7 protein-coding genes are annotated in these 21,306 nt (G+C 63.4%); 5 read left to right on the top strand and 2 right to left on the bottom strand.

Translation table 11 applies throughout. From position 1 onward, the window contains the following. The first annotated feature begins 35 nt into the window (after positions 1-35). From pvdM to C4J92_RS11885, 3 genes are read left to right on the top strand one after another with little or no spacing between them, the layout of a single operon-like run. The gene (gene pvdM / locus C4J92_RS11895; RefSeq protein ID WP_124403963.1) at positions 36-1,397 is read left to right on the top strand and encodes a pyoverdine-tailoring dipeptidase-like protein PvdM; all 1,362 of its coding nucleotides are present in this window, start codon (positions 36-38) and stop codon (positions 1,395-1,397) included. Next, on the top strand, positions 1,394-2,662 hold the full coding sequence (locus C4J92_RS11890) for an aminotransferase class V-fold PLP-dependent enzyme (protein ID WP_124403962.1): 1,269 nt from the start codon (positions 1,394-1,396) through the stop codon (positions 2,660-2,662). The genes pvdM and C4J92_RS11890 overlap by 4 nt, the downstream gene beginning before the upstream one ends. Positions 2,663-2,692: 30 nt before the next feature. Continuing rightward, positions 2,693-3,565 carry a formylglycine-generating enzyme family protein gene (locus C4J92_RS11885; protein WP_124366781.1) on the top strand — a complete coding sequence of 291 codons (873 nt, stop codon included), beginning with the start codon at positions 2,693-2,695 and terminating at the stop codon, positions 3,563-3,565. Between the two features lie 118 nt (positions 3,566-3,683). Here C4J92_RS11885 and C4J92_RS11880 read toward each other — a convergent pair whose 3' ends face one another. Next, a complete protein-coding gene (locus tag C4J92_RS11880; RefSeq protein WP_124370475.1) occupies positions 3,684-4,511 on the bottom strand; it encodes a N(5)-hydroxyornithine transformylase PvdF in 828 nt (275 codons plus the stop codon). 199 nt (positions 4,512-4,710) lie between these two features. Between C4J92_RS11880 and C4J92_RS11875 the strand changes: the two genes are divergently transcribed. Both C4J92_RS11875 and C4J92_RS11870 read left to right on the top strand, forming a co-directional pair. Further along, positions 4,711-6,363 (top strand): cyclic peptide export ABC transporter, encoded by a 1,653-nt coding sequence (locus C4J92_RS11875; RefSeq protein ID WP_124403961.1) that lies wholly within the window; start codon positions 4,711-4,713, stop codon positions 6,361-6,363. A gap of 109 nt (positions 6,364-6,472) precedes the next feature. Beyond that, on the top strand, positions 6,473-8,914 hold the full coding sequence (locus C4J92_RS11870; RefSeq protein WP_124403960.1) for a TonB-dependent siderophore receptor: 2,442 nt from the start codon (positions 6,473-6,475) through the stop codon (positions 8,912-8,914). Positions 8,915-9,448: 534 nt separating this feature from the next. Here C4J92_RS11870 and C4J92_RS11860 read toward each other — a convergent pair. Beyond that, complete coding sequence (locus C4J92_RS11860; RefSeq protein ID WP_124403958.1) at positions 9,449-21,304, bottom strand: non-ribosomal peptide synthase/polyketide synthase; 11,856 nt, start codon at positions 21,302-21,304, stop codon at positions 9,449-9,451. Positions 21,305-21,306 lie beyond the last annotated feature (2 nt).

Here is a 21,306-nt window from a genome sequence, read left to right as displayed (position 1 = left end):
CCTGATAGCAACGGCCTCAACTGACTGAGATGGCAATGACAAAACCACGTTCGAAAAAGGCGCTGTATATCGGCCTGCCGCTGGCACTGGCCGTCGCCGCCGGGGCCGGCCTGCTGGCCTGGGATCACTGGTTCAAGGGTAACGCCGGCTACCCGCTGGAGGTGATCAAGCAAGCCAACGAAATGCAGGATCGCCTGTTGTCGTTCGACAGCCATATCACCGTGCCCATGGATTTCGGCACCGCCGGCAATGAAGCCGACAAGGACGGCAGCGGCCAGTTCGACCTGGCCAAGGCGGCGCGCGGCCGCTTGTCCGGTGCGGCCCTGACAATCTTCGGCTGGCCGGAAATCTGGAACGGCCCCAACGCCCCGCACAAACCCACCGACGGCTTTGTCGAAGAGGCCCGCCACGAGCAGGAGGTGCGCTACAAAATCATCTCCGGCATGGTCCGCGACTTTCCCAACCAAGTGGGCATCGCCTATACCCCGGACGATATGCGCCGCCTGCACGGCGAGGGCAAGTTCGCGATCTTCATCAGCATGCTCAACGCCTACCCGCTGGGCAACAACCTGAACCAGCTGGACCTGTGGGCGGCGCGCGGCATGCGCATGTTCGGTTTCAGCTACATCGGCAACAACGCCTGGGCGGACTCATCGCGCCCGCTGCCGTTTTTCAATGACACCGCCGACGCCCTCGAGGGCCTGTCGCCCATCGGCCAGCAAGCGGTGCAGCGCCTCAATGACTTGGGCGTGATCATCGACGTGTCGCAGATGTCGACCAAGGCCCTGGAACAGGTCGCGCAATTGAGCCGTACGCCGATGGTGGCCTCCCATTCGGCACCCAGGGCGTCGGTGGACATCCCGCGCAACCTCAGCGACAAGGAGTTGCAGTTGATCAAAAACAGCGGTGGCGTGGTGCAGGTGGTGGGCTTTCCTGCCTACCTGCGCCCCCTGAGCCAACCGACCCAGGACAAGCTCAACGCCCTGCGCGCACGTTTCGACTTGCCGCCCCTGCCGAACCTGGCGATGGCTCTGATGCCGGGCGACGCGATCATCGCCGCGTGGCCCGAACAGCGCTTCGGCCAGTACGCCAGTGAGTTGTACGCAATTCTCGAAGAAGAACCCAAGGCGACCCTCAAGGACTGGGGGGACGCCATCGACTACACCGTGCGCAAGATCGGCATCGACCACGTCGGCATCGCTTCGGACTTCAACGACGGCGGTGGTCTGCAGGGCTGGGAGAACGTCGGCGAGGTGCGCAACGTCACCGCCGAACTGATCCAGCGTGGTTATTCCGAAGCCGATATCGCCAAGCTGTGGGGCGGCAACTTCCTGCGGGTGTGGGAGCAGGTGCAAAAAGCCGCCAAACCCTTGGCCAACCGCGAAGTCAGCCCATGACCGATCGCCGCACCTTTCTCAAGCAGGCCGGCGTGTTTGCCGCCAGCCTGCCGCTGGGCGCCGCGCTGATACCCCAGGCACTGGCAGCCGCCACCAACGACCCCTGGACGGGATTAAAGCAGCTGTTCGACCAGGACCCGGATTACCTGCATTTTTCCAACTTCCTGGTGGCCTCGCACCCCAGGCCGGTGCGCGAGGCCATCGACCGCTACCGCGCGCAGATCGACCGCAACCCAGGCCTGGCGATGGACTGGGACCTGCAGGAAACCTGGAAACGCGAAGGCCAGGTGCGTGAGTGGGCCGGTCGCTACCTGAACGCCACGCCGCCGCAGATCGCCCTGACCGGCAGCACGTCCGAGGGGCTGGCGATGATTTACGGCGGGATCCAGGTGCGCGCCGACCAGGAAATCCTCACCACCGAGCACGAGCATTACGCGACACAGAACGTGCTGGATTTTCGCGTGCGCAAGGAAAGCACCCGGGTACGCCGCATCCGCCTGTTCGACAGCGCCAGCCGTGTGTCAGTCGATGAAGTGTTGGGCAACATCCAGCGCAATATCCGCCCCGACACCCGCGTGTTGGGCATGACTTGGGTGCAGTCGGGCAGCGGGGTCAAATTGCCCATCGGCGAAATCGGCCGACTGGTGGATGAACACAATCGCCACCGTGACGACAACGACCGCATCCTCTATGTGGTCGACGGTGTGCACGGCTTCGGCGTGGAAGACCTCGATTTCCCTGGCATGCATTGCGATTTTTTCATCGCCGGCACCCACAAGTGGATGTTCGGCCCGCGCGGTACCGGCCTGGTGTGCGCACGCGACCCCCAGAACAGGTACGTCACGCCGATGGTGCCGACGTTCTCAGAAGACAAGGATTTCGCCACCACCATGACCCCCGGCGGCTACCACGCTTTCGAGCATCGCTGGGCCGCCGACGAAGCGTTCAAGTTGCACCTGCAGCTGGGCAAGGCACCGGTGCAGGCGCGAATCCACGCACTCAACACCGAGCTTAAGGAACAGTTGCTGGCGCATCGGCAGATCGAACTGGTCACGCCGCGCAGCCCGGAGTTATCGGCGGGCTTTACCTTCTTTCGAGTCAAGAGCCAGGACAGCGATGCAGTAGCGGCGCATATGCGGCAAAACCGTGTGGTGATCGACGCGGTGGACCGCGATGTCGGGCCGGTCATTCGCACCGCCCCCGGCCTGCTCAACAGCTCGGCTGAAATCCAGCGCTTCATGGCGCTGCTGAGCCAGCGGCTGTGACCCCTTTTTTTATTTGAACGAGACGCTCACATGATGCCCTTTCGACTCAAACCCCTGACCGCCCTGGCACTCACCGCACTGTGCGGCGCCCTGCTCCCTGGCCTGGCCCAGGCGGCTGCACCGCAACCGGGCAAAGTCTTCAAGGACTGCAAGGACTGCCCGGAAATGGTGGTGCTGCCCGCCGGCACTTTCACCATGGGCACCCCGGAAGACGAAGTCGGCCGCGAGCCCGACGAAGGCCCGATGCATGCCGTGACCTTCGCCAAGCCCTTTGCCATGAGCCGCTTCCAGATCACCGCCGGCGAGTGGGACAGCTACGTGCGCCAGACCGGGGTGAAGATCGCCAATGGCGATGATCGCCCCGGCCGCGAATGCATCGCCAGCAAACCGCGCTACCCCCAGGGGCCTCGCCAGCCGGCCGTGTGCATGGACATGGACGACATCAAGCGCTACGTGAGCTGGCTGTCGAAGAAAACCGGCCAGCAATACCACATGGTCAGCGAGGCCCAGCGCGAATATGCCGCCCGCGCCGGCACCAGCGGGCCATTCCCCTTCCCGTTCGACGAAGGCAAGGGCTACAGCATCGCCCAGCACGCCAACACCTACGGCCCGGCGGACGGCTACAGCTATTCGTCGCCGGTGGGCAGCTACCCGCCGAATGCGTTTGGCCTGTATGACATGCACGGCAACGTGTACGAGCGGGTTGCCGATTGCGAGCACGCCAACTACATCGGCGCACCGACTGACGGCAGTGCCTGGGTGGAGCCGAACTGCGAGGCCTACCAGATCCGCGGCAATGACTGGGGCGAAGCGCCGGTGTTTTCCCGCTCCGGCAACCGCAACAACATCTACCCGCAGACGCGCGGTGACTGGATTGGTTTCCGGGTAGTGCGCGACCTCTGATAGCGCAATAGATCCAAATGTGGGAGGGGGCCTGCCCCCGATGGCGGTGGGTCAGGCAAAGATACAGGCACTGACACTCCCTCATCGGGGGCAAGCCCCCTCCCACATTTGATTGCGCTCAGCCTTTTGTGGCCAACAGCTCCAGGCCTTCATGCAACGCCGGGAACAGGCTGTTGTTGAAGTTGTTCCAGCGCAGTTCGAGGATCGTGTCCTCTGGTGAAATCTCGGTCTTCAATACGTCGTGGAACACTTCGCCGGAATCGATACCGTTATCCACATAGTGGAACGATGCACCGGTAAGGTACAGCGGCTCCGAAGGCGTGGTGGCCTTGGTCGCCCAGTCCACCACCGTTTGCCCGCGCGCGCCGTACAACGCGTTCCACGTGGCATAGGCACCACGGCGCTCGTAAGGCGATTCGATACGCGTGATACCCGGATGAATGTTCATGATGCGCCGCGCAAATGGCGCGCCTGGGCGTACCAGGTCATCGAGGATCACCAGCAAGCCATCCAGCACCACGATGTCAGCGTTCAATTCAACCAGCGTGTCATGCAGGCGCCGCTCGAAATCCTGCTTGCCGGCGATATGTTCGGCGCTGCCCCGTGGCAGGCGGCGATAGGTCGACGGCACGCTCAGCAGCAGGTCGTTGACCAACGTGCCCTGCACGCGCAAGTCGGCCGGGTACAGCCATTGGCGGCCAGGCTGGTAAGCGAACCCGTAATCGGCGACCAGTGCCTGATCCCGCGGGTTTTGCTCATCATCGTCATACACCACGCCGACCAGTTTGTAGGCATCGCCCAGCGAGGTGTCGTTGAGCGAGCCCACCAGAAATTCCAGCACCGACTTCATGTAGCGCTCATGGTCCTTGTAGGCCACCGGCTGCCCGGCCTTGTCGGCGGCGGCATTTCTCAGGGACCACACATACACCAGGTTCTTTTTCGTCATTGTTTCGCTCTCGCAGAAGGAATACGTACGGCGTGAATAGCCGTGCGCCTACCCAACAGGAACGAACCAGCCCTCGCGCAATTTATCCCCGCGCCGGCACCGCCCGGCACACCGGGCTAAATAGTCGCGCCGACACTTCGTTTGTCATGGGTAAGGGTCTGTGTGCCCAGCCCCTCTTTTCACTCTCCGGGATGTATTTATGACCGACCCCAAACGCGGCGCCTTCAACGGCTTGCTCGCCCTGCTCCGGCCCTTTCGCGCCATTGTGACGGTCTCCGTGGGCCTCGGCATGGTCGGCGGCCTGGCCATTACCCTGCTGCTGGCCACCATCAATAACGCGCTGCATTCGGCCGACGGCATGACCCAGGGCGTGGTGATGACCTTTGCCGCGTTGTGCGTGGTGGCGCTGCTCAGTTCGATCATTTCCGACATCGGCACCAACTACGTCGGGCAACGAATCATCGCCGCCCTGCGCAAGGACCTGGGCGAAAAGGTGCTGTCGGCGCCCATCGGGCAGATCGAACGGTATCGCTCGCACCGCCTGATTCCGGTGTTGACCCACGACGTCGACACCATCAGCGACTTTTCCTTCGCGTTCACGCCCCTGGCTATCGCAGCCACGGTCACTCTCGGTTGCCTGGGCTACCTGGCCTACCTGTCGGTGCCGATGTTCCTGATGATGGTGGTGGCGATCATTATCGGCAGCGCCGTGCAATTCATCGCCGGCGGCAAAGGCATTCAGGGCTTCGACCTGGCGCGCAGCCATGAAGACGAGTTGCAGCGTTACTACAACGCGATTGCGTCCGGCGCCAAGGAACTGCGCATGCACCGGCCACGGCGGTTTCGCATGAACACCCATCGCATCCAGGAAACCGCCGACCGCATCAGCGATATCCAGGTGCGCTCGGTCAATATTTACATCCTCGCCAAGACGTTTGGTTCGATGCTGTTCTTCGTGGTCATCGGCCTGGCCCTGGCGATGCAGGCGTACAACCCCAACCCGGATCCGACCGTAATCACCGGGTTCGTGCTGGTGCTGCTATACATGAAAGGCCCGTTGGAGCACCTGCTCGGTTACCTGCCCGTAGTCGGCAAGGCCAAGATTGCCTTTGGCCGCATCAGTGAGCTGTCGGAACGCTTCTCGTCGCCGGAACCGCACCTGTTGATGGACGACAGCGAAGCGCCAAAGCCGGTGGTCAACAGCCTCGAGCTGCGCGACGTGAGTTATAGCCCGCCAGCGGTCGAAGGCAGCGAGCCGTTCCACCTGGGGCCGATCAACCTGAGCATCAAGCAAGGCGACATCGTGTTTATCGTCGGTGAAAACGGCAGCGGCAAGACCACTTTGATCAAGCTTTTATTGGGCCTGTACCCGCCCCAGGCCGGCGAGATTCGCCTTAACGGCGAAGCGGTCACCGACCCGGAACGCGACGACTACCGCCAGTTGTTCACCACGGTATTTTCCGACTACTACCTGTTCGACGACCTGGTGCAAGGCAGCGCCACCCAGTCCCTGGACAGCGCCACTAAATACCTGGAACGCCTGGAAATCGCGCACAAGGTCAGTGTCAAGGACGGTGTGTTCAGCACCACCGACCTCTCCACCGGCCAGCGCAAGCGCCTGGCGTTAGTCAACGCCTGGCTGGAAGAACGTCCGGTACTGGTGTTCGACGAATGGGCCGCAGACCAGGACCCCGCCTTCCGCCGAATCTTCTACACCGAGCTGTTGCCGGACCTCAAGCGCCTGGGCAAGACCATCATCGTGATCAGCCACGACGACCGTTATTTCGACATCGCCGACCAACTGGTGCGCCTGCGCGCCGGCCAAGTGGTGTACGAGATGGAACCGGCGTGAATTTTATTTTCCGGTTTTTCGAGGTAGGAACGTCTCACTAGTGGTAATGAGAATTAACCTCAATAGATACGTATAACTGCCCACTTAAAACCTAGAAGAGAAAGCATCCATGCCAGCACGACTCGGTCTCAGCCCCCTGAGCAAAGTGTTATCCATGCGCAGGGCCCTGAACATGAACCTTCTTCCGAGTGCCTTGGCACTCGCGGTGTCGCTGCCGATTGCAGGCTATGTACAGGCCCAGGAGATCGAGTTGAACATCCCTGCCCAGCCGCTGGGGAGCGCGCTGCAGGAATTCGGGCGCCAGACCAATGTGCAAGTGTTGTACAGCCCTGGCGATGTGCAGGGTAAGAACAGCCGGGCCATCAAGGGCAAGCTGCAGCCGCAGCAGGCCATCGATGCATTGCTCGCAGGCAGCCAGACCACCTACAGCCTCAACGGCAATACCTTGACCGTGGCTGCTGCCGGTACCGGTGGCGGGCTGGAGCTGAGCCCGACCCAGGTAACCGGCAACTACCTGGGCAACATCACCGAAGGTTCGGGTTCCTATACTCCGGGCACCATCGCCACCGCCACGCGCCTGACCCTGACACCCCGGCAAACCCCGCAGTCCATCACAGTGCTCACCCGCCAGCACATCGAGGACTTCGGCCTCAACAACATGGATGACGTGATGCGCCACACCCCGGGCATCACGGTGTCGGCCTATGACACCGACCGTACCAACTACTATTCCCGTGGTTTCTCGGTCAACAGTTTCCAGTACGACGGCATTCCGTCCACCGTGCGTAACGTCGGTTACTCGGCGGGCAACACCTTGAGCGACATGGCGATCTACGACCGGGTTGAAGTGCTCAAGGGCGCCACCGGCCTGCTCAACGGGGCCGGCTCCCTGGGGGCAACCATCAACCTGATCCGCAAGAAGCCAACGGCGGATTTCAAGGGGCATGTGCAACTGGGCGCCGGTTCCTGGGACAACTACCGCAGCGAAGTGGATGTCAGCGGGCCCCTGACCGACAGCGGCAATGTGCGTGGGCGTGCGGTCGCAGCCTATCAGGACAAGAAGTCCTTCATGGACCACTACTCGCGCAAGACCGAAACCTACTACGGCATCACCGAATTCGACCTGTCCCCCGACACCATGCTGACCGTGGGCTTTGACTACCAGGACAACGTTCCGCAGGGTTCGAGCTGGTCCGGCTCCTTCCCGCTGGTCAACTCCAACGGCAGCATCAACAAGATGCCGCGCTCCTACAACAATGGCACCACCTGGAGTTCCTGGGAGCAGAACACCCGTACCGCGTTCGCCATGCTCGAGCATGACCTGGGCGACGGCTGGGTGACCAAGTTCCAGCTCGACCACAAGATCAACGGCTATCACGCCGACCTCGGTTCGATCCAGTTCGTCCAGCCGGCAGCCGATGGCACCGCTGAAATCAACGGGCAGAAATACACCGGCGAAACCAAAAGCACTTCCGCCGACCTCTACGCCACCGGGCCTTTCAGCCTGTTCGGCCGCGAACATGAGCTGGTGGTCGGCGGTTCGATCGGTACCTCGCGCTGGCAGGGCAAGGGTTACTGGGCGCCGGAATGGCCGGGGGGCAATAAAGTCGATTTCTATAATTGGAATGGCCATATCTCCAAGCCAATCTACGGCCCGGCCCAGCAGTACATCGACGACACCATCCGCCAGACAGGCTACTACGTGACCACACGCTTGAACGTGATGGATGACCTGAACGTGATCCTTGGCGGGCGCGTGGCTAACTACCATGTGACGGGCAATAACCCTTCCTACAAGGAAACCGGCCGGTTTATCCCGTACGCCGGGGTGATCTACGACCTCAACGAGAACTTCTCGGCATACGCCAGCTACACCGATATTTTCCAGCCGCAGGAAAGTACCTATAAGGATCGCAACGAAAAACTGCTGGAACCGGACGAAGGGCAAAACTACGAGATTGGCCTCAAGGGCGAATTCTTCGAGGGCCGCCTGAACACCAGCATCGCTTACTTCGAGGTGCATGAGACCAACCGCGCGATCCAGGACGATGCGTACAACAACCAGACGCCGACGCCGCAAAATTATGCGTTCAAAGGCTCCAAGGCCGTGACCAAAGGCTACGAAGCGGAAATCTCCGGTGAACTGAGCCCAGGCTGGCAGGTGCAAGGTGGCTACACCCACAAGATCGTGCGCGATGATGACGACAAGAAGATCTCCACCTTCGAACCCGAGCATCAGGTCAATCTGAATACCACCTACAAGCTCAAGGGTGACCTGGACAAATTCACCATTGGCGGCGGCGTACGCTGGCAGACCAAGGGCTGGAACGAGATCTGGAACGGGTCGCTCGAAACCAACCAGGACATCACCCAGGAATCCTACTGGCTGGTTGATTTGATGACCCGTTACCAAGTCACCAAGAACCTGTCGGCTACCGTCAACTTCAACAACATCTTCGACAAGTCCTACTACACCAACGTCGGTTTCTATAACTCAGCCGCCTACGGCGAACCGCGTAACGTGATGGTCAGCACCCGCTGGGACTTCTGACCGCACGGCGACAAGCTCCCCAATCGGCGGAGTAACGAAGATCCAAATGTGGGAGGGGGCTTGCCCCCGATGGCAGTGTGTCAGTCAATACATCTGGTGACTGTGACACCGCAATCGGGGGCAAGCCCCCTCCCACATTGGATAATGCCGTCCTGATTCGCCTCGTAATGGTCAGCACCCGCTGGGACTTCTGACCGCACGGCGACAAGCTCCCCAATCGGCGGAGTAATGAAGATCCAAATGTGGGAGGGGGCTTGCCCCAGATGGCAGTGTGTCAGTCCATACATCTGTTGACTGTGACACCGCAATCGGGGGCAAGCCCCCTCCCACACTGGATAATGCCGTTCTGATCCGCCTCGTAATGGTCAGCATCGCTGGGACTCTGACCGCATGGCGACAAGCTCCCCAATCGGCGGAGTAATGAAGATCCAAATGTGGGAGGGGGCTTGCCCCCGATGGCAGTGTGTCAGTCAATACATCTGTTGACTGTGACACCGCAATCGGGAGCAAGCCCCCTCCCGCATTGGATACGGGTTACCCCATCGCCTCTGCCAAGCTGCGGATGAACACGGCACTGTCGACAATGCCGTCGTGGTCCGTCTCGATCATCACCGAACGCTCGATGCGTCCCTGGCTGATCACTGTCGCCATCTGCTGTTCGATCAGTTCCCTGAAGCGCCCTGCCCGGCTCATGGACGCCCACCAGCAACTGACAGGTGCCTTGAGCGGTTTGAAGTCGGCCGCCACCATCCGTTCGCTCAGCGCCCGGTCGACGTCCCAGGCGATCTGCGCTTCGTTACCGTGCAGCAGTTGCTCCTTGATCGCGATAAAGGTGTCACCCAAGGCCTGCTCAGCCCAGCTCACAAACCCTTGCCATTGTCCCGCTTCATCCTCGGCATCGCGCTGGCACTGCGCCCAGGCACGCTGAATCGCGTCGGCGGATTCAGGGAACATCACGCCCAATAAGGCGGCACGGCGCTCGTTGGCTGACACCTCACGATCGTCCCCGACGTCCACTGCGTCCCAGTAGGGTTTGACCCACTGCGGCGGTGCGGCGTCGATCCACCCCACAAACTCCACGTCACGCCCCGCCTGTTCCAGGCCGTGCGCCACTTCCATCGCCAGGTTACCGCCCAACGACCAACCGGCCAGACGGAACGCACCCTCAGGCTGGGCCGTCAACAGCTGTGCGGTGTAATCCTCGACCATCACTTGCCAGTGCGGCACCGCTGCGCCGTCCTCGGCCAAGGCACGGCACATCACCCCCAATACCGGGCGCTGTTCGCGCAGTGCCAGGGCAATTGCGGTGTAGCAATGCACCGAGCCGAAACTTGGGTGGAACAGGAACAACGGCGTGCCTTCGGTCTGTTGGTTGAGCTTGACGATCAACGACGTGCGGCTATCGCCCTGCACGCATCTGACCTGACCCGCTACGGTCGGGTTAAGCATCAACTGACTGACCGACACGTTCACGCCGCTGACTTTGCGGATGCGTTCCTTGAGCATCAGGACCCGCAACGAATGGCCACCCAATTCGAAGAAGTTGTCGTGCAGCCCCACGCGCTCCACTTCCAGCACCTCGCTCCAGATCGCCGCGACCTGCCGTTCGAGTTCGCTCTGCGGTGCCTGGTACTGCTCGGCGCCGTGGGCCTGCGGCTTGGGCAACGCCTTGCGATCCAGCTTGCCATTCGGGCTCAGCGGCATCTGCGCCAGCAGCACCCACTGCGCCGGCACCATGTAATCCGGCAACTGCTCGGCCAGGTGCGCAACCACCTGCGCCTTCCAATCCTCCTGAGTTGTTTGCAGCACCAGGTAACCCACCAGATGCGTGCCGTCGACGGCCAGCACCGCCGCTTCGCGGACGCTGTCGAGCGCCAGCAGGCGTGCTTCGATTTCACCCAGCTCGATGCGCAGCCCCCTCAGTTTTATCTGATGGTCGATGCGCCCGGCATATTCAATCACGCCATCGTCGCGATAACGCGCCAGGTCGCCGGTGCGATACAAGCGCGCGCCGCTGCCGAACGGGTCGGTCACAAAGCGTTCGGCGGTCAATGCCGGGCGACGGTGATACCCCCGCGCCAGGCCAACACCGCCCAAGTACAATTCGCCCAACACACCGACCGGTGCCGGTTCCAGATTGTCGTCGAGTACATAGCACGCCAGGTTGGCGATCGGCCGGCCAATCGGCACGGTGTCGCGGCCTTCCTCGACACAGGTCCAGTGGGTCACGTCAATCGCCGCTTCGGTCGGGCCATACAAGTTGTACAACCCGGCGCGGGGCAGCTTGGCGAAGACCTGCTGCTGGGCGTCCGCGGGCAGCGCTTCACCACTGCACACAATGCGTTGCAGGCTGTGGCATGAGGCGACGTCCGCGTCCTGCAAAAAGGCTTGCAGCATGGACGGCACGAAGTGCAGCGTGGTGATGTGCTGCGTGTTGATCAGGCTGACCAGCCTGGCCGGGTCACGATGGTCGCCCGGTGCTGCCACCACCAGCCGTGCGCCGGTCATCAACGGCCAGAAGAACTCCCACACCGACACGTCAAAGCTGAACGGGGTTTTCTGCAGCACGCTGTCGTGAGCGCCAAGGCCATACGCCTGCTGCATCCAGCATAGGCGGTTGGTCAGCGCACGATGGCGATTGCCGGCGCCCTTGGGTTGGCCGGTGGAGCCGGAGGTATAGATCACATAGGCGAGGTTTTCGCCCTGCACCGCGATGTTCGGGTTGTGGGCGCTGAAGGCGTCCAGCCAGGCATCGCCGCTTTCCAGCACCAGGCTTTGTACCCCCGCCGGCACCGGCAGTTGCGCCTGCAAGTGGGCCTGGGTCAATAGCAGTTGCACACCGCTGTCCTCCAGCATGTGGGCCAGGCGCTCACGCGGGTATTCCGGGTCCAGCGGCACATAGGCACCGCCCGCCTTGAGCACCGCCAACAGGCCGACGACCATTTCGATCGAACGCTCCAGCGCCAGCCCCACCAGCACATCCGGGCCGACGCCGGCAGCCATCAGGCGATGAGCCAGACGATTGGCGCGCACGTTCAATTGCGCATAACTCAAGGTCTGCCCGGCGAACACCAACGCCGGGGCCTGTGGCGTGCGCTGCGCTTGGGCCTCGATCAACTGGTGCACCGCTTGATCCAGCGGATACTCCACCGCCGTGGCGTTCCAGGCCTGCACCACCGTTTCGCGCTCGGCTGCAGCCATGGACGGCAATGCGCCGAGGCGTTGGGAAGCATCGTCGGCCAGTGCCAGCAATAATTGCTGGAAATGCTCGGCCAGGCGCTGGATGTGCGCCGCGCTGAAGGCCTGGCGGTCGTAGTTGAACTCCACACCCAGGCTGTCGCCCAGCGCCAACAAGACCGTCAATGGGTAGTGAGTCTGCTCCAGGCTATGCACCACGCCAAAGCGCAACCCCGACGGCGCGCCCTGCTCCAGGGCCTCGGACACCGGGTAGTTTTCGAATACGAGGATACTGTCGAACAGCGCCTCGCCGCCCAGGCCGGCCCAGCGCTGGATCTCGAACAACGGCGTGTGTTCCTGCTCACGCAAGCCCAGGTTCTGCTGCTGGATCTGCTGCAGCCACTGGCTGACCGACATCTGCGCATCCGGGGTCGCCACCACCGGCAAGGTGTTGATGAACAAACCGACCTGCTGTTCGATTCCGCGCAGTTGCGCCGGGCGCCCCGCCACCGTGGCGCCGAACGCCACGGTCGCTTGCCCGGTGTGCTGGCGCAGCAGCAACAGCCAGGCGCTCTGCACCAGGGTGTTGAGGGTCACTTTGTTGCGCTGGGCGAATGCCTTGAGGCGTTCGGTTTGCGGCACGTCAAGGCTCAGGCGATGCTCACCATTTACAGTCAGGGCCGTGTCCGGCTGGGCATGTGTGCCCCGTGCCAGGCGCGTGGGTTCCTGCAAGTCACTCAGCTGGTCTTTCCAGAACGCCTGGCTGAGCGCCTTGTCCTGGGCTTGCAGCCAGGCGATGTAATCGCGATAACGCCCGGTGGGCGCTGGCAACGGCTCACCCGCATAGTGTTGCAACACCTCGCCGAACAACTGCGAACCGCTCCAGCCGTCCATCAGGATGTGGTGGTTGGTGTAGATCAAGTGATAGCTCGACGCGCCGGTGCGCACCACCGTCAAGCTCAACAGGGGGGCCTGTTCCAGCGCAAAGCCCTGGGCCCGTACCGACTCGGCGAGGCTGTCGAGGGCCTGGGCGCGGTCCTCGCGGGTCTGCCAATCCAGCTCGAAAAACGGCAGGCGTGCCTGCTTGTAGACCACCTGCAGCGGCTGCTCCAACTCGGCCTGCCAGACAAACCCGCTGCGCAGGATCTCGTGCCGCTCGACCGCCGCCTGCCATGCCTGGTGGAAGCGCGACACATCCAGGCCGTGCACGTCGATGCGCATCTGGTTGATGTAGTCACCCGAGCCTTCGCCATACAGTGACTGGAAGAGCATGCCTTGCTGCATGGGCGACAGCGGGTACAAGTCTTCGACCTCGGCCGCGTTCAGCGCCAAGTCGTCAAGCTGGTGCTGGGTCAACTGTGCCAACGGGAAGTCGGAGGGCGTCACGCCCTGGTTGGCAGGCGTGCAGCAGTGGTCGATCAGGGCTTTGAGTTCCTCGGCGTACTCGTCGGCCAGTTGCTGGACAGTCGCCTGGGCAAACATGGCCTGGCTGAAACTCCAATTGAGCTTCAGCTCGCCGCCATACACCTGGCCGTTGATTTCCAGCCAGTTGCCCAGCGGCGCCTCCGGGCTTTGCTCGGCACCGCTGGCGTCACCGGACGGCGCGAACAGCGCTGCTTGCTCAGCGCTGTCGAAGCTGGCGTCGAATTGCCCCAGGTAGTTGAACGTGATGCGTGGGCGCGGCAACGCAGCCAATGCCTGCTGGGCCTCGGCATCGCCCAGGTAACGCAATGCGCCAAAGCCCAGGCCTTTGGCGGGGACGGCGCGCAGCTGTTCCTTGATCTGTTTCAGGGAGCCGGCCAGCGTCGCGGCCGGCAGCAGTTGCAACGGGTACAGGCTGGTGAACCAGCCGACGGTGCGGGTCAGGTCGATCTCATCGAAGAGGTCTTCGCGCCCGTGGCCTTCGAGCCTGATCAACATCGACGCGTCACCGGTCCAGCGCGTGATCACACGGGCCAGGGCGGTCAGCAACAAGTCGTTAATCTGGGTGCGGTAGGCGCTAGGCGCGTCCTGCAGCAGGCGCCGGGTGTAGGCCGGGTCCAAATGCGTGGTCACACTCAGCGCCAAGTGGTTACTCAGGCTGGCCTGCGGGTCTGCGCCCGGCAAGCCGGACGGACTGCCCTGCAAGTGCGTCTGCCACCAGGCCAGCTCGTGTTGCAAGGCCGTGCTGCGCGCATAGATCTGCAAGCGCTCGGCCCAGGCTCGGGTGGCGCTGGTCTTGGCCGGCAGTTGCACGGCGGCGCCTTGGGCCAGTTGCTGGTAAGTGCTTTGCAGGTCTTCGAGCAGGATGCGCCAGGACACACCGTCGATCACCAGGTGATGGATGACCAGCAACAAACGCTGGGAACCGTCGGCCAACTGCGCCAGCACCGCGCGCAACAATGGCCCGGCACTCAGGTCGAGGCTGCGCTGGGCTTCTTCGCCCAGGGCCTCAAGTTCCTCGACGCTATTCAAGCGGGTCTGCCACAGCACCTGGTCGGCCTGGTGCTGTTGCGGCTCGCGATATGCCGCGCTCCAGCCCGCCGGCCCGTGCACAAAGGTGCTGCGCAGCGCATCGTGATGCACGATCAGCGCCTCGAGTGCGGCCACCAGCAGCGGTGCCTGCAACGGTTGGTGCGGTTGCAGCACCACGGACTGGTTCCAGTGGTGGCGCTGGGGTATGTCATCGGCGAAAAACGCCTGCTGCACCGGCAGCAGCAGTAACTCGCCGCTCAACGCCGACTGATCCAGCAGCACTGCGCCCTCGCCTTCCTGGGCGACAGCCGCCAGGCTCTGCACGGTCTGGTGCTGGAACAGATCCTTGGGCGAGAACCGCACCCCGGCCTGACGCGCACGGCTGACCACCTGGATGGAAATGATCGAATCGCCGCCCAGTTCGAAAAAGTTGTCATGCAAGCCCACTTGCGGCAGGCGCAACACGTCGGACCAGATCGCAGCGATTTTGCGTTCCAGCTCACTCTGCGGCGCCACATACACCTGCTGCATCAGGCTCACATCCGGCAACGGCAGGCCCTTGCGGTCGAGCTTGCCGTTGGGGGTCAGCGGCATGCGTTCGAGGAACATCAGGTGCGTGGGCACCATGTAGTCCGGCAAACGGGTTTTCAGGGCGCGGCGCAGGGCTTCGCGGCCGTTGGCTTGGGCGACGGCATCGTCGAGCAGGGCCGGGTCCAGTGGCACCACGTAGGCCACCAATTGCTTGCCGGTCGGGCCTTCCTGGGCCACCACCACGGTCTCGCCGACGCTGTCCTGTTCACGCAAACGCGCTTCGATTTCGCCCAGTTCGATACGGAAGCCGCGAATTTTCACCTGGTGATCGACGCGGCCGAGGTAGTCCACCACGCCATCCGCACGCCCACGGGTCAGGTCGCCGCTGCGATATACGCGGCTGCCGGGCTTGCCGAACGGGTCCGGCACGAAACGTTCGGCGGTCAACCCCGGACGCTCCAGGTAACCCCGGGCCACGCCCTCGCCGCCCAGGTACAACTCGCCGGCCACGCCGATGGGTTGCAGGTTGAGTTGGGCATCGAGCACATAGCCGCTGCGGTTGCCGAGCAAGGTGCCGATGGGTGCGTAGACGGCGCCGCACGGGTCGCCTTTGCGCGCCTTCCACAGCAGCGGCGTGACCACGGTTTCAGTGGGGCCGTAGCCGTTGAACAGGTAGGTCGGTTTCAGTGCGCGCCAGGCCAGGTCATAGCTGGCCTGCGCCACCGCATCACCGCCGAAGCAGTACACGCGCACCGCCGGTGGGTTGCCGTCACGTTCGGCATGTTCGGCCAGTTGTTGCAGGTACACCGGTGGGAATACGGCCATGGTCACATTGTGGCGGTGCATCTGTGCGTAGGTGTATTCCGGCAACCACAGGCTGTCGTCACGGATCAGCACGCTGGCGCCGTTGATCAGCGGGTGCATCCAGCCTTCATGGGCACCGTCGAAGGCGAACGACATGAAGTGCAGTTCGCAGTCGGCCGGGCTGGTTTCATAGCGCTCGCCGGTGGCGATGATGTGCGCCACCAACGGCCCGTGGGGCACCGCCACGCCCTTGGGCATGCCGGTGGAACCGGAGGTGTAGATCACGTAGGCGAGGTTGTCGGCGTGCAGTACGACATTCGGCGCCGCGTCACACTCGTCGCACCCGGCCAGTAGCTGGTCCACCGCCAGGGCTTGCAGGCCGTCCGGGATCGGCAAGCGGTGTTGCACCGCCGAGTGGGTCAGCAGCAGCCGCGAGCGACTGTCCTGCATCATGTACAGCAGGCGGTCACGCGGGTATTCGATATCCAGCGGTACGTACACGCCACCGGCCTTCAGCACGGCGAGGAAGGCCACCATGATCTCGGCGCTGCGCGGCATGGCGATGGCCACCCGCACTTCCGGGCCGACGCCACGGGCGATCAGCGCATGGGCCAGGCGGTTGGCCTGGCGGTCCAACTGGCCGTAGGTGAGCTGCTCGTCCGCAAACTTCACCGCCACCGCCTGCGGGGTTTCCTGGGCGCGGTCGGCCACCAATTCATGCACCAGCCGCTGGGCCGAGAAGCCGGATTCAGTACGGTCCCACAGTTGCAGGATCTGTTGCTGCTCGGCGGCGTCCAGCAGGCTCAACTGGCCGAGCTGCTGCCCAGGGTTGGCGACCATGCCCTGCAACAGGTTCTGCCAGTGGCGCGCCATACGTTGCACGGTGCTGGCTTCGAACAGGTCCTGGGCATATCCCAGGGTGGCCCAGATACCTTCGGTAGACTCCTGGATATCCAGGTCCAGGTCGAAATGCGCGGTCTTGCTCTGCCACTCCAGCCCTTCGACCAGAAGCTGCGGCAATTGCTGCTGGACCTGGGCCTGGCCGACGTCGGTCTGGTGGTTGAACATCACCTGGAACAACGGGTTGTGGCTCAGGCTGCGCTCCGGTTGCAGGGCTTCCACCAGCTGTTCGAACGGCAGGTCCTGGTGGGCCTGGGCTTCCAGCGCGCGCTGGCGGGTCTGTTGCAACAGCTGCTCGACGCTCATCTGGCCGTGCAGCTCGGCCTTGAGCACCTGGGTGTTGACGAAGAAACCTATAAGACGCTCGGTTTCGCTGCGATTGCGGTTGGCGATGGGCACGCCGACGCGGATGTCTTCCTGGCCGCTGTAGCGATGCAGCAAGGTCTGGAACGACGCGAGCAGCAACATGAACAGGGTCACGCCCTGTTGCTGGGCCAAGGACTTGAGATTGTGGCTCAGTTCAGGGGCCAGTTCGAAGGCCAGGCGCGCGCCACGGTGGCTTTGCACGGCCGGGCGCGGGTGGTCGAACGGCAGCTCCAGCACGCTTTGCTCGCCGCCGAGCCGGTCGCGCCAGTACGCCAGCTGGCGGTCCTTTTCGCCCGCCTCCATCCAGTTGCGCTGCCACACGGCGTAGTCGGCGTACTGGATCGGCAGCGCCGGCAGTTGCACATCAAAGCCTTGGCTGTAGCCCGCATACAGCTGCACCAGTTCCTCGACCATCAACTGCATCGACCAGCCATCGGAGACGATGTGATGCTGCACCAGTACCAGCACATGCTCATCCGCGGCCAGGCGCAACAGCGACACGCGCAGCAACGGGCCGCGTTCGAGGTCGAACGGCTGCGCGATCAGCGCCTCGACCTGTGCCTTGAGTTCGGCTTCGTCGACCTCGACGTGCGCGATCTGCAACGACGCCAGCGGCTCGATCACTTGAACCGTGCGCGCGTGATCCTGGCGCAGGTGAGTACGCAGGCTTTCATGCCGGGCCAGCAACGCATCAAAGCTGCGCTGCAACGCGTCCAGGTCCAACTGCCCTTTCAGGCGTAGCGCACTGGGGATGTGGTACGCGGCGCTGTGGGGTTCCAACTGCCAGAGAAACCATTGGCGCTCCTGGGCGTAGGACAGCGGCAAGGGGTGCTCGCGCCCTGTCGGCAACAAGGCTGGCGCGGTCGGCACCTGGCTGTCCTGGGCCTGCAATGCCGCGACAAATGCGTCCAATCGCGGGTACTCGAACAGCGCCTTGAGCGGCACCTCCAGCTGCAATGCCTGGCGAATGCGCGACACCACTTGCATCGCCAGCAACGAATGCCCGCCCAGTTCGAAGAAATGCTGGTTCAAACCGACGTTCTCGACACCGAGAATATCCGCCCAGACCGTGGCGATCTGTTGCTGCAACGACGTGACCGGCGCCAGCCAGCCCGGTTGCGCCGCGTTGGCGTCGGGCTTGGGCAGAGCCTGGCGGTCCAGCTTGCCGTTGGGGTTGAGCGGCATGCGTTCGAGGAAGATCAGGTGCGCCGGCACCATGTAATCCGGCAGGTGCGTGCGCAAGGTGGTCAGCAACTGCTCGCCGGTGTTTTCGCGCTCGGCCTCGCTCAACGGCTGCGCGGGCACCAGGTAGGCCAGCAGCTGATTGTCAGCCGCCAGCACCAGCGCTTCGCGCACGCTGTCCTGGGCCAGCAGCAAGGTTTCGATCTCGCCCAGTTCGACGCGGAACCCGCGAATCTTCACCTGATGGTCAACCCGTCCGACGTACTCCACCACCCCATCGGCGCGATAACGCGCCAGGTCGCCGGTGCGATAAAGCCGCTCGCCGCAGGCGTTGAACGGGTTGGCCACAAAGCGCTCGGCAGTCAGGCCCGGACGCTGCAGATAAGCGCTGGCCAGGCCGCTGGCGCTGGCAATGTAGAGTTCGCCCACGGCACCGATCGGCAACAGGTTCAGGTCGCGATCAAGCACCAACAAGCCACGCCCAGGCACTGCGCGGCCAATGGGGCTGGCGGTGACGCCGCTGATGACGTCGGGGTCGGTGCAGTCCAGTACGCTGGAAACCACGGTGGCCTCGGTCGGCCCATAGGTGTTGAGCAGCCGCACATGCCCCAGGCCGGCCCGTTGCCACAACAGCGGGCCGTCCAAGGGCATGGCTTCACCGCCGATATGTACCTGGCGCAAGGCGCCATAAGGCCGCGCACCCGCCGCCAGGCAATCCTGCAAAAACAGCTTCCAGTACGCCGTGGGCAAATCGGCCAGGGTGATGCCCTGGGCGATGACCTGTCGGTACAGCTCGGCGCCGTCCCACAGCTGCGGACCGCGCAGCACCACCGTAGCGCCGAGGGTCAGGGCGGGGTACAACTGCTCGACGAAGCCGTCGAAGTTCAGGGTGGCGAATTGCAACACCCGATCCTGCGCGACCAGTTGCGAGTACTCGGCGGCGATGCCGGCGAACTCACTCAACGCCGCGTGGCTGATGGCAACGCCCTTGGGTTTGCCGGTGGAACCCGAGGTGTAGATCACATAGGCCAGGCTTTGCGGCTCAAAGTCGCCGGGTGGATTGTGGTCTGCGCACAACGCCAACGACGCCTGGGCAAGGTCGATCGCCACGGCGTCTACCTGCGCCGGCAATGGCAGGCGCTCGCACAGGTGCGATTGGGTCAACACCAGGCGCACGCCGCTGTCCTCGAGCATATGCAGCAGACGCTCGCGCGGGTACTCGGGGTCCAGCGGCACGTAGGCGGCGCCGGTCTTGAGCACCGCCAGCAAGCTGACCACCATGGCAAAGGAGCGCTCCACGGCGATCCCGACCAATGCGTGCGGGCCTACGCCACGGGCGATCAAGTAGTGCGCCAGGCGGTTGGCCTGGCGGTTCAACTCGCCGTAGCTAAGGGTTTGATCATCCAGGGCCAGGGCCTGGCGTTCGGGCTGCTCGGCGGCCTGGGCCTCGAACAAGTGGTGCACGCCTTGCAATGCACGGGCGCAGGCCGGGGCATTCCACTCCTGGAGCATGCGCTGCTGCTCGGCGGCCCCCAGCATCGGCAGCTCGGCCAGACGGCTGCGCGGCGCGCTGACCAGCGCCTGCAACAGCTGCTGCCAGTGCTGCGCCAGGCGCTCGATGGTCGCGGCGTCGAACAGGTCAGTGGCGTAGCTCAACGCCGCCCACAGCCCGTCGGCTGACTCGTGGGTATCCAAGCTCAGGTCGAAATGCGTGGTCTGGCTGTCCCAGTCCAGCTCCACTACGCGCAGGCCCGGCAATGCCTGGCCGTCGCGCGCGCCCTGGGCGTCGGTCTGATGGTTGAACATCACCTGGAACAACGGGTTGTGGCTCAGGCTGCGTTCGGGTTGCAGTGCCACCACCAATTGCTCAAACGGCAGGTCCTGGTGGGCCTGGGCCTCCAGGGCGCGCTGCTTGGTCTGTTGCAGCAGCTCGACAAAACTCATCTGCCCGTCCAGGTCAGCCTTGAGCACCTGGGTGTTGACGAAAAATCCGATCAGTCGCTCGGTTTCGACGCGGTTGCGGTTGGCAATCGGCACGCCGACGCGGATGTCCGACTGCCCGCTGTAGCGATACAACAGGGTCTGGAACGACGCGAGCAGCAGCATAAACGGGGTGACGCCCTCGTGCTGGGCCAGGCGCTTGAGGCCGGCGACCAGCTCGGCTTGCAGATGCACCTGCAAGCTGGCGCCGCGATGGCTTTGCTGCGCCGGGCGCGGACGGTCCAGCGGCAACTCCAGCACCGGTTGTTCACCGCCCAGCAGCGCCTGCCAATAGGCCAGTTGCCGCGCCCGCTCCCCCGCTTCCATCCAGCCGCGCTGCCACAGGGCGTAGTCGGCGTACTGGATCGGCAGTTCGGGCAGTTGCAGGTCCTGGCCCTGGCTGTAGGCGGCGTACAACTGCACCAGCTCTTCGACCATCACCTGCATCGACCAACCATCGGACACGATGTGGTGCTGCACCATCACCAGTACATGATCATCTTCAGCCAGTTGCAACAGGGTCACGCGCAGCAGCGGCGCCTGGAGCAGATCGAAAGGCTGGGCCACCTCCGCTTCCACGCGCGCCATCAACTGCGCTTCATCGATCTGCGCCTGCTGGATGTGCACCCGCGCCTCGGGCAGCACGGCCTGGCGCACCTGCTCACCGTCCTCGATCAGTTGCGTGCGCAGACTTTCGTGACGGGCCAACAGGCTGTCGAAGCTGCGCTGCAGGGCCGTCAGGTCCAGCCGCCCCTGCAAGCGCAAGGCGCCGGGGATGTGGTAAGTGGCGCTGCCTCGGTCCAGTTGCCAGAGAAACCACTGGCGTTCCTGGGCGTAGGACAACGGCACGGTGTCGCTGTCGTGACGCGTCGGGGCAATCGGCAGTTGAGCGAAACTCATGCCCCGGCCCTGCAGACGCAGATAGAACTGCTGGCGTTGTTCCAGAGGCAGGCGAAGAAAGCGCGACACCAGGTCGATGTTAGGGTTGGAAAGCATGG

Source organism: Pseudomonas sp. R3-18-08 (assembly GCF_003852065.1).
Classification (GTDB): domain Bacteria; phylum Pseudomonadota; class Gammaproteobacteria; order Pseudomonadales; family Pseudomonadaceae; genus Aquipseudomonas.
Note: the sequence above shows the minus strand (reverse complement) of the source record. Positions and strands in the feature narration are given on the sequence as shown.

Excerpts from the sequence above, each read along its gene's own strand:
- pvdM (WP_124403963.1), top strand. The coding sequence starts at position 36 with ATGACAAAACCACGTTCGAAAAAGGCGCTGTATATCGGCCTGCCGCTG.
- C4J92_RS11890 (WP_124403962.1), top strand. The coding sequence starts at position 1,394 with ATGACCGATCGCCGCACCTTTCTCAAGCAGGCCGGCGTGTTTGCCGCC.
- C4J92_RS11885 (WP_124366781.1), top strand. The coding sequence starts at position 2,693 with ATGATGCCCTTTCGACTCAAACCCCTGACCGCCCTGGCACTCACCGCA.
- C4J92_RS11880 (WP_124370475.1), bottom strand. The coding sequence starts at position 4,511 with ATGACGAAAAAGAACCTGGTGTATGTGTGGTCCCTGAGAAATGCCGCC.
- C4J92_RS11875 (WP_124403961.1), top strand. The coding sequence starts at position 4,711 with ATGACCGACCCCAAACGCGGCGCCTTCAACGGCTTGCTCGCCCTGCTC.
- C4J92_RS11870 (WP_124403960.1), top strand. The coding sequence starts at position 6,473 with ATGCCAGCACGACTCGGTCTCAGCCCCCTGAGCAAAGTGTTATCCATG.
- C4J92_RS11860 (WP_124403958.1), bottom strand. The coding sequence starts at position 21,304 with ATGCTTTCCAACCCTAACATCGACCTGGTGTCGCGCTTTCTTCGCCTG.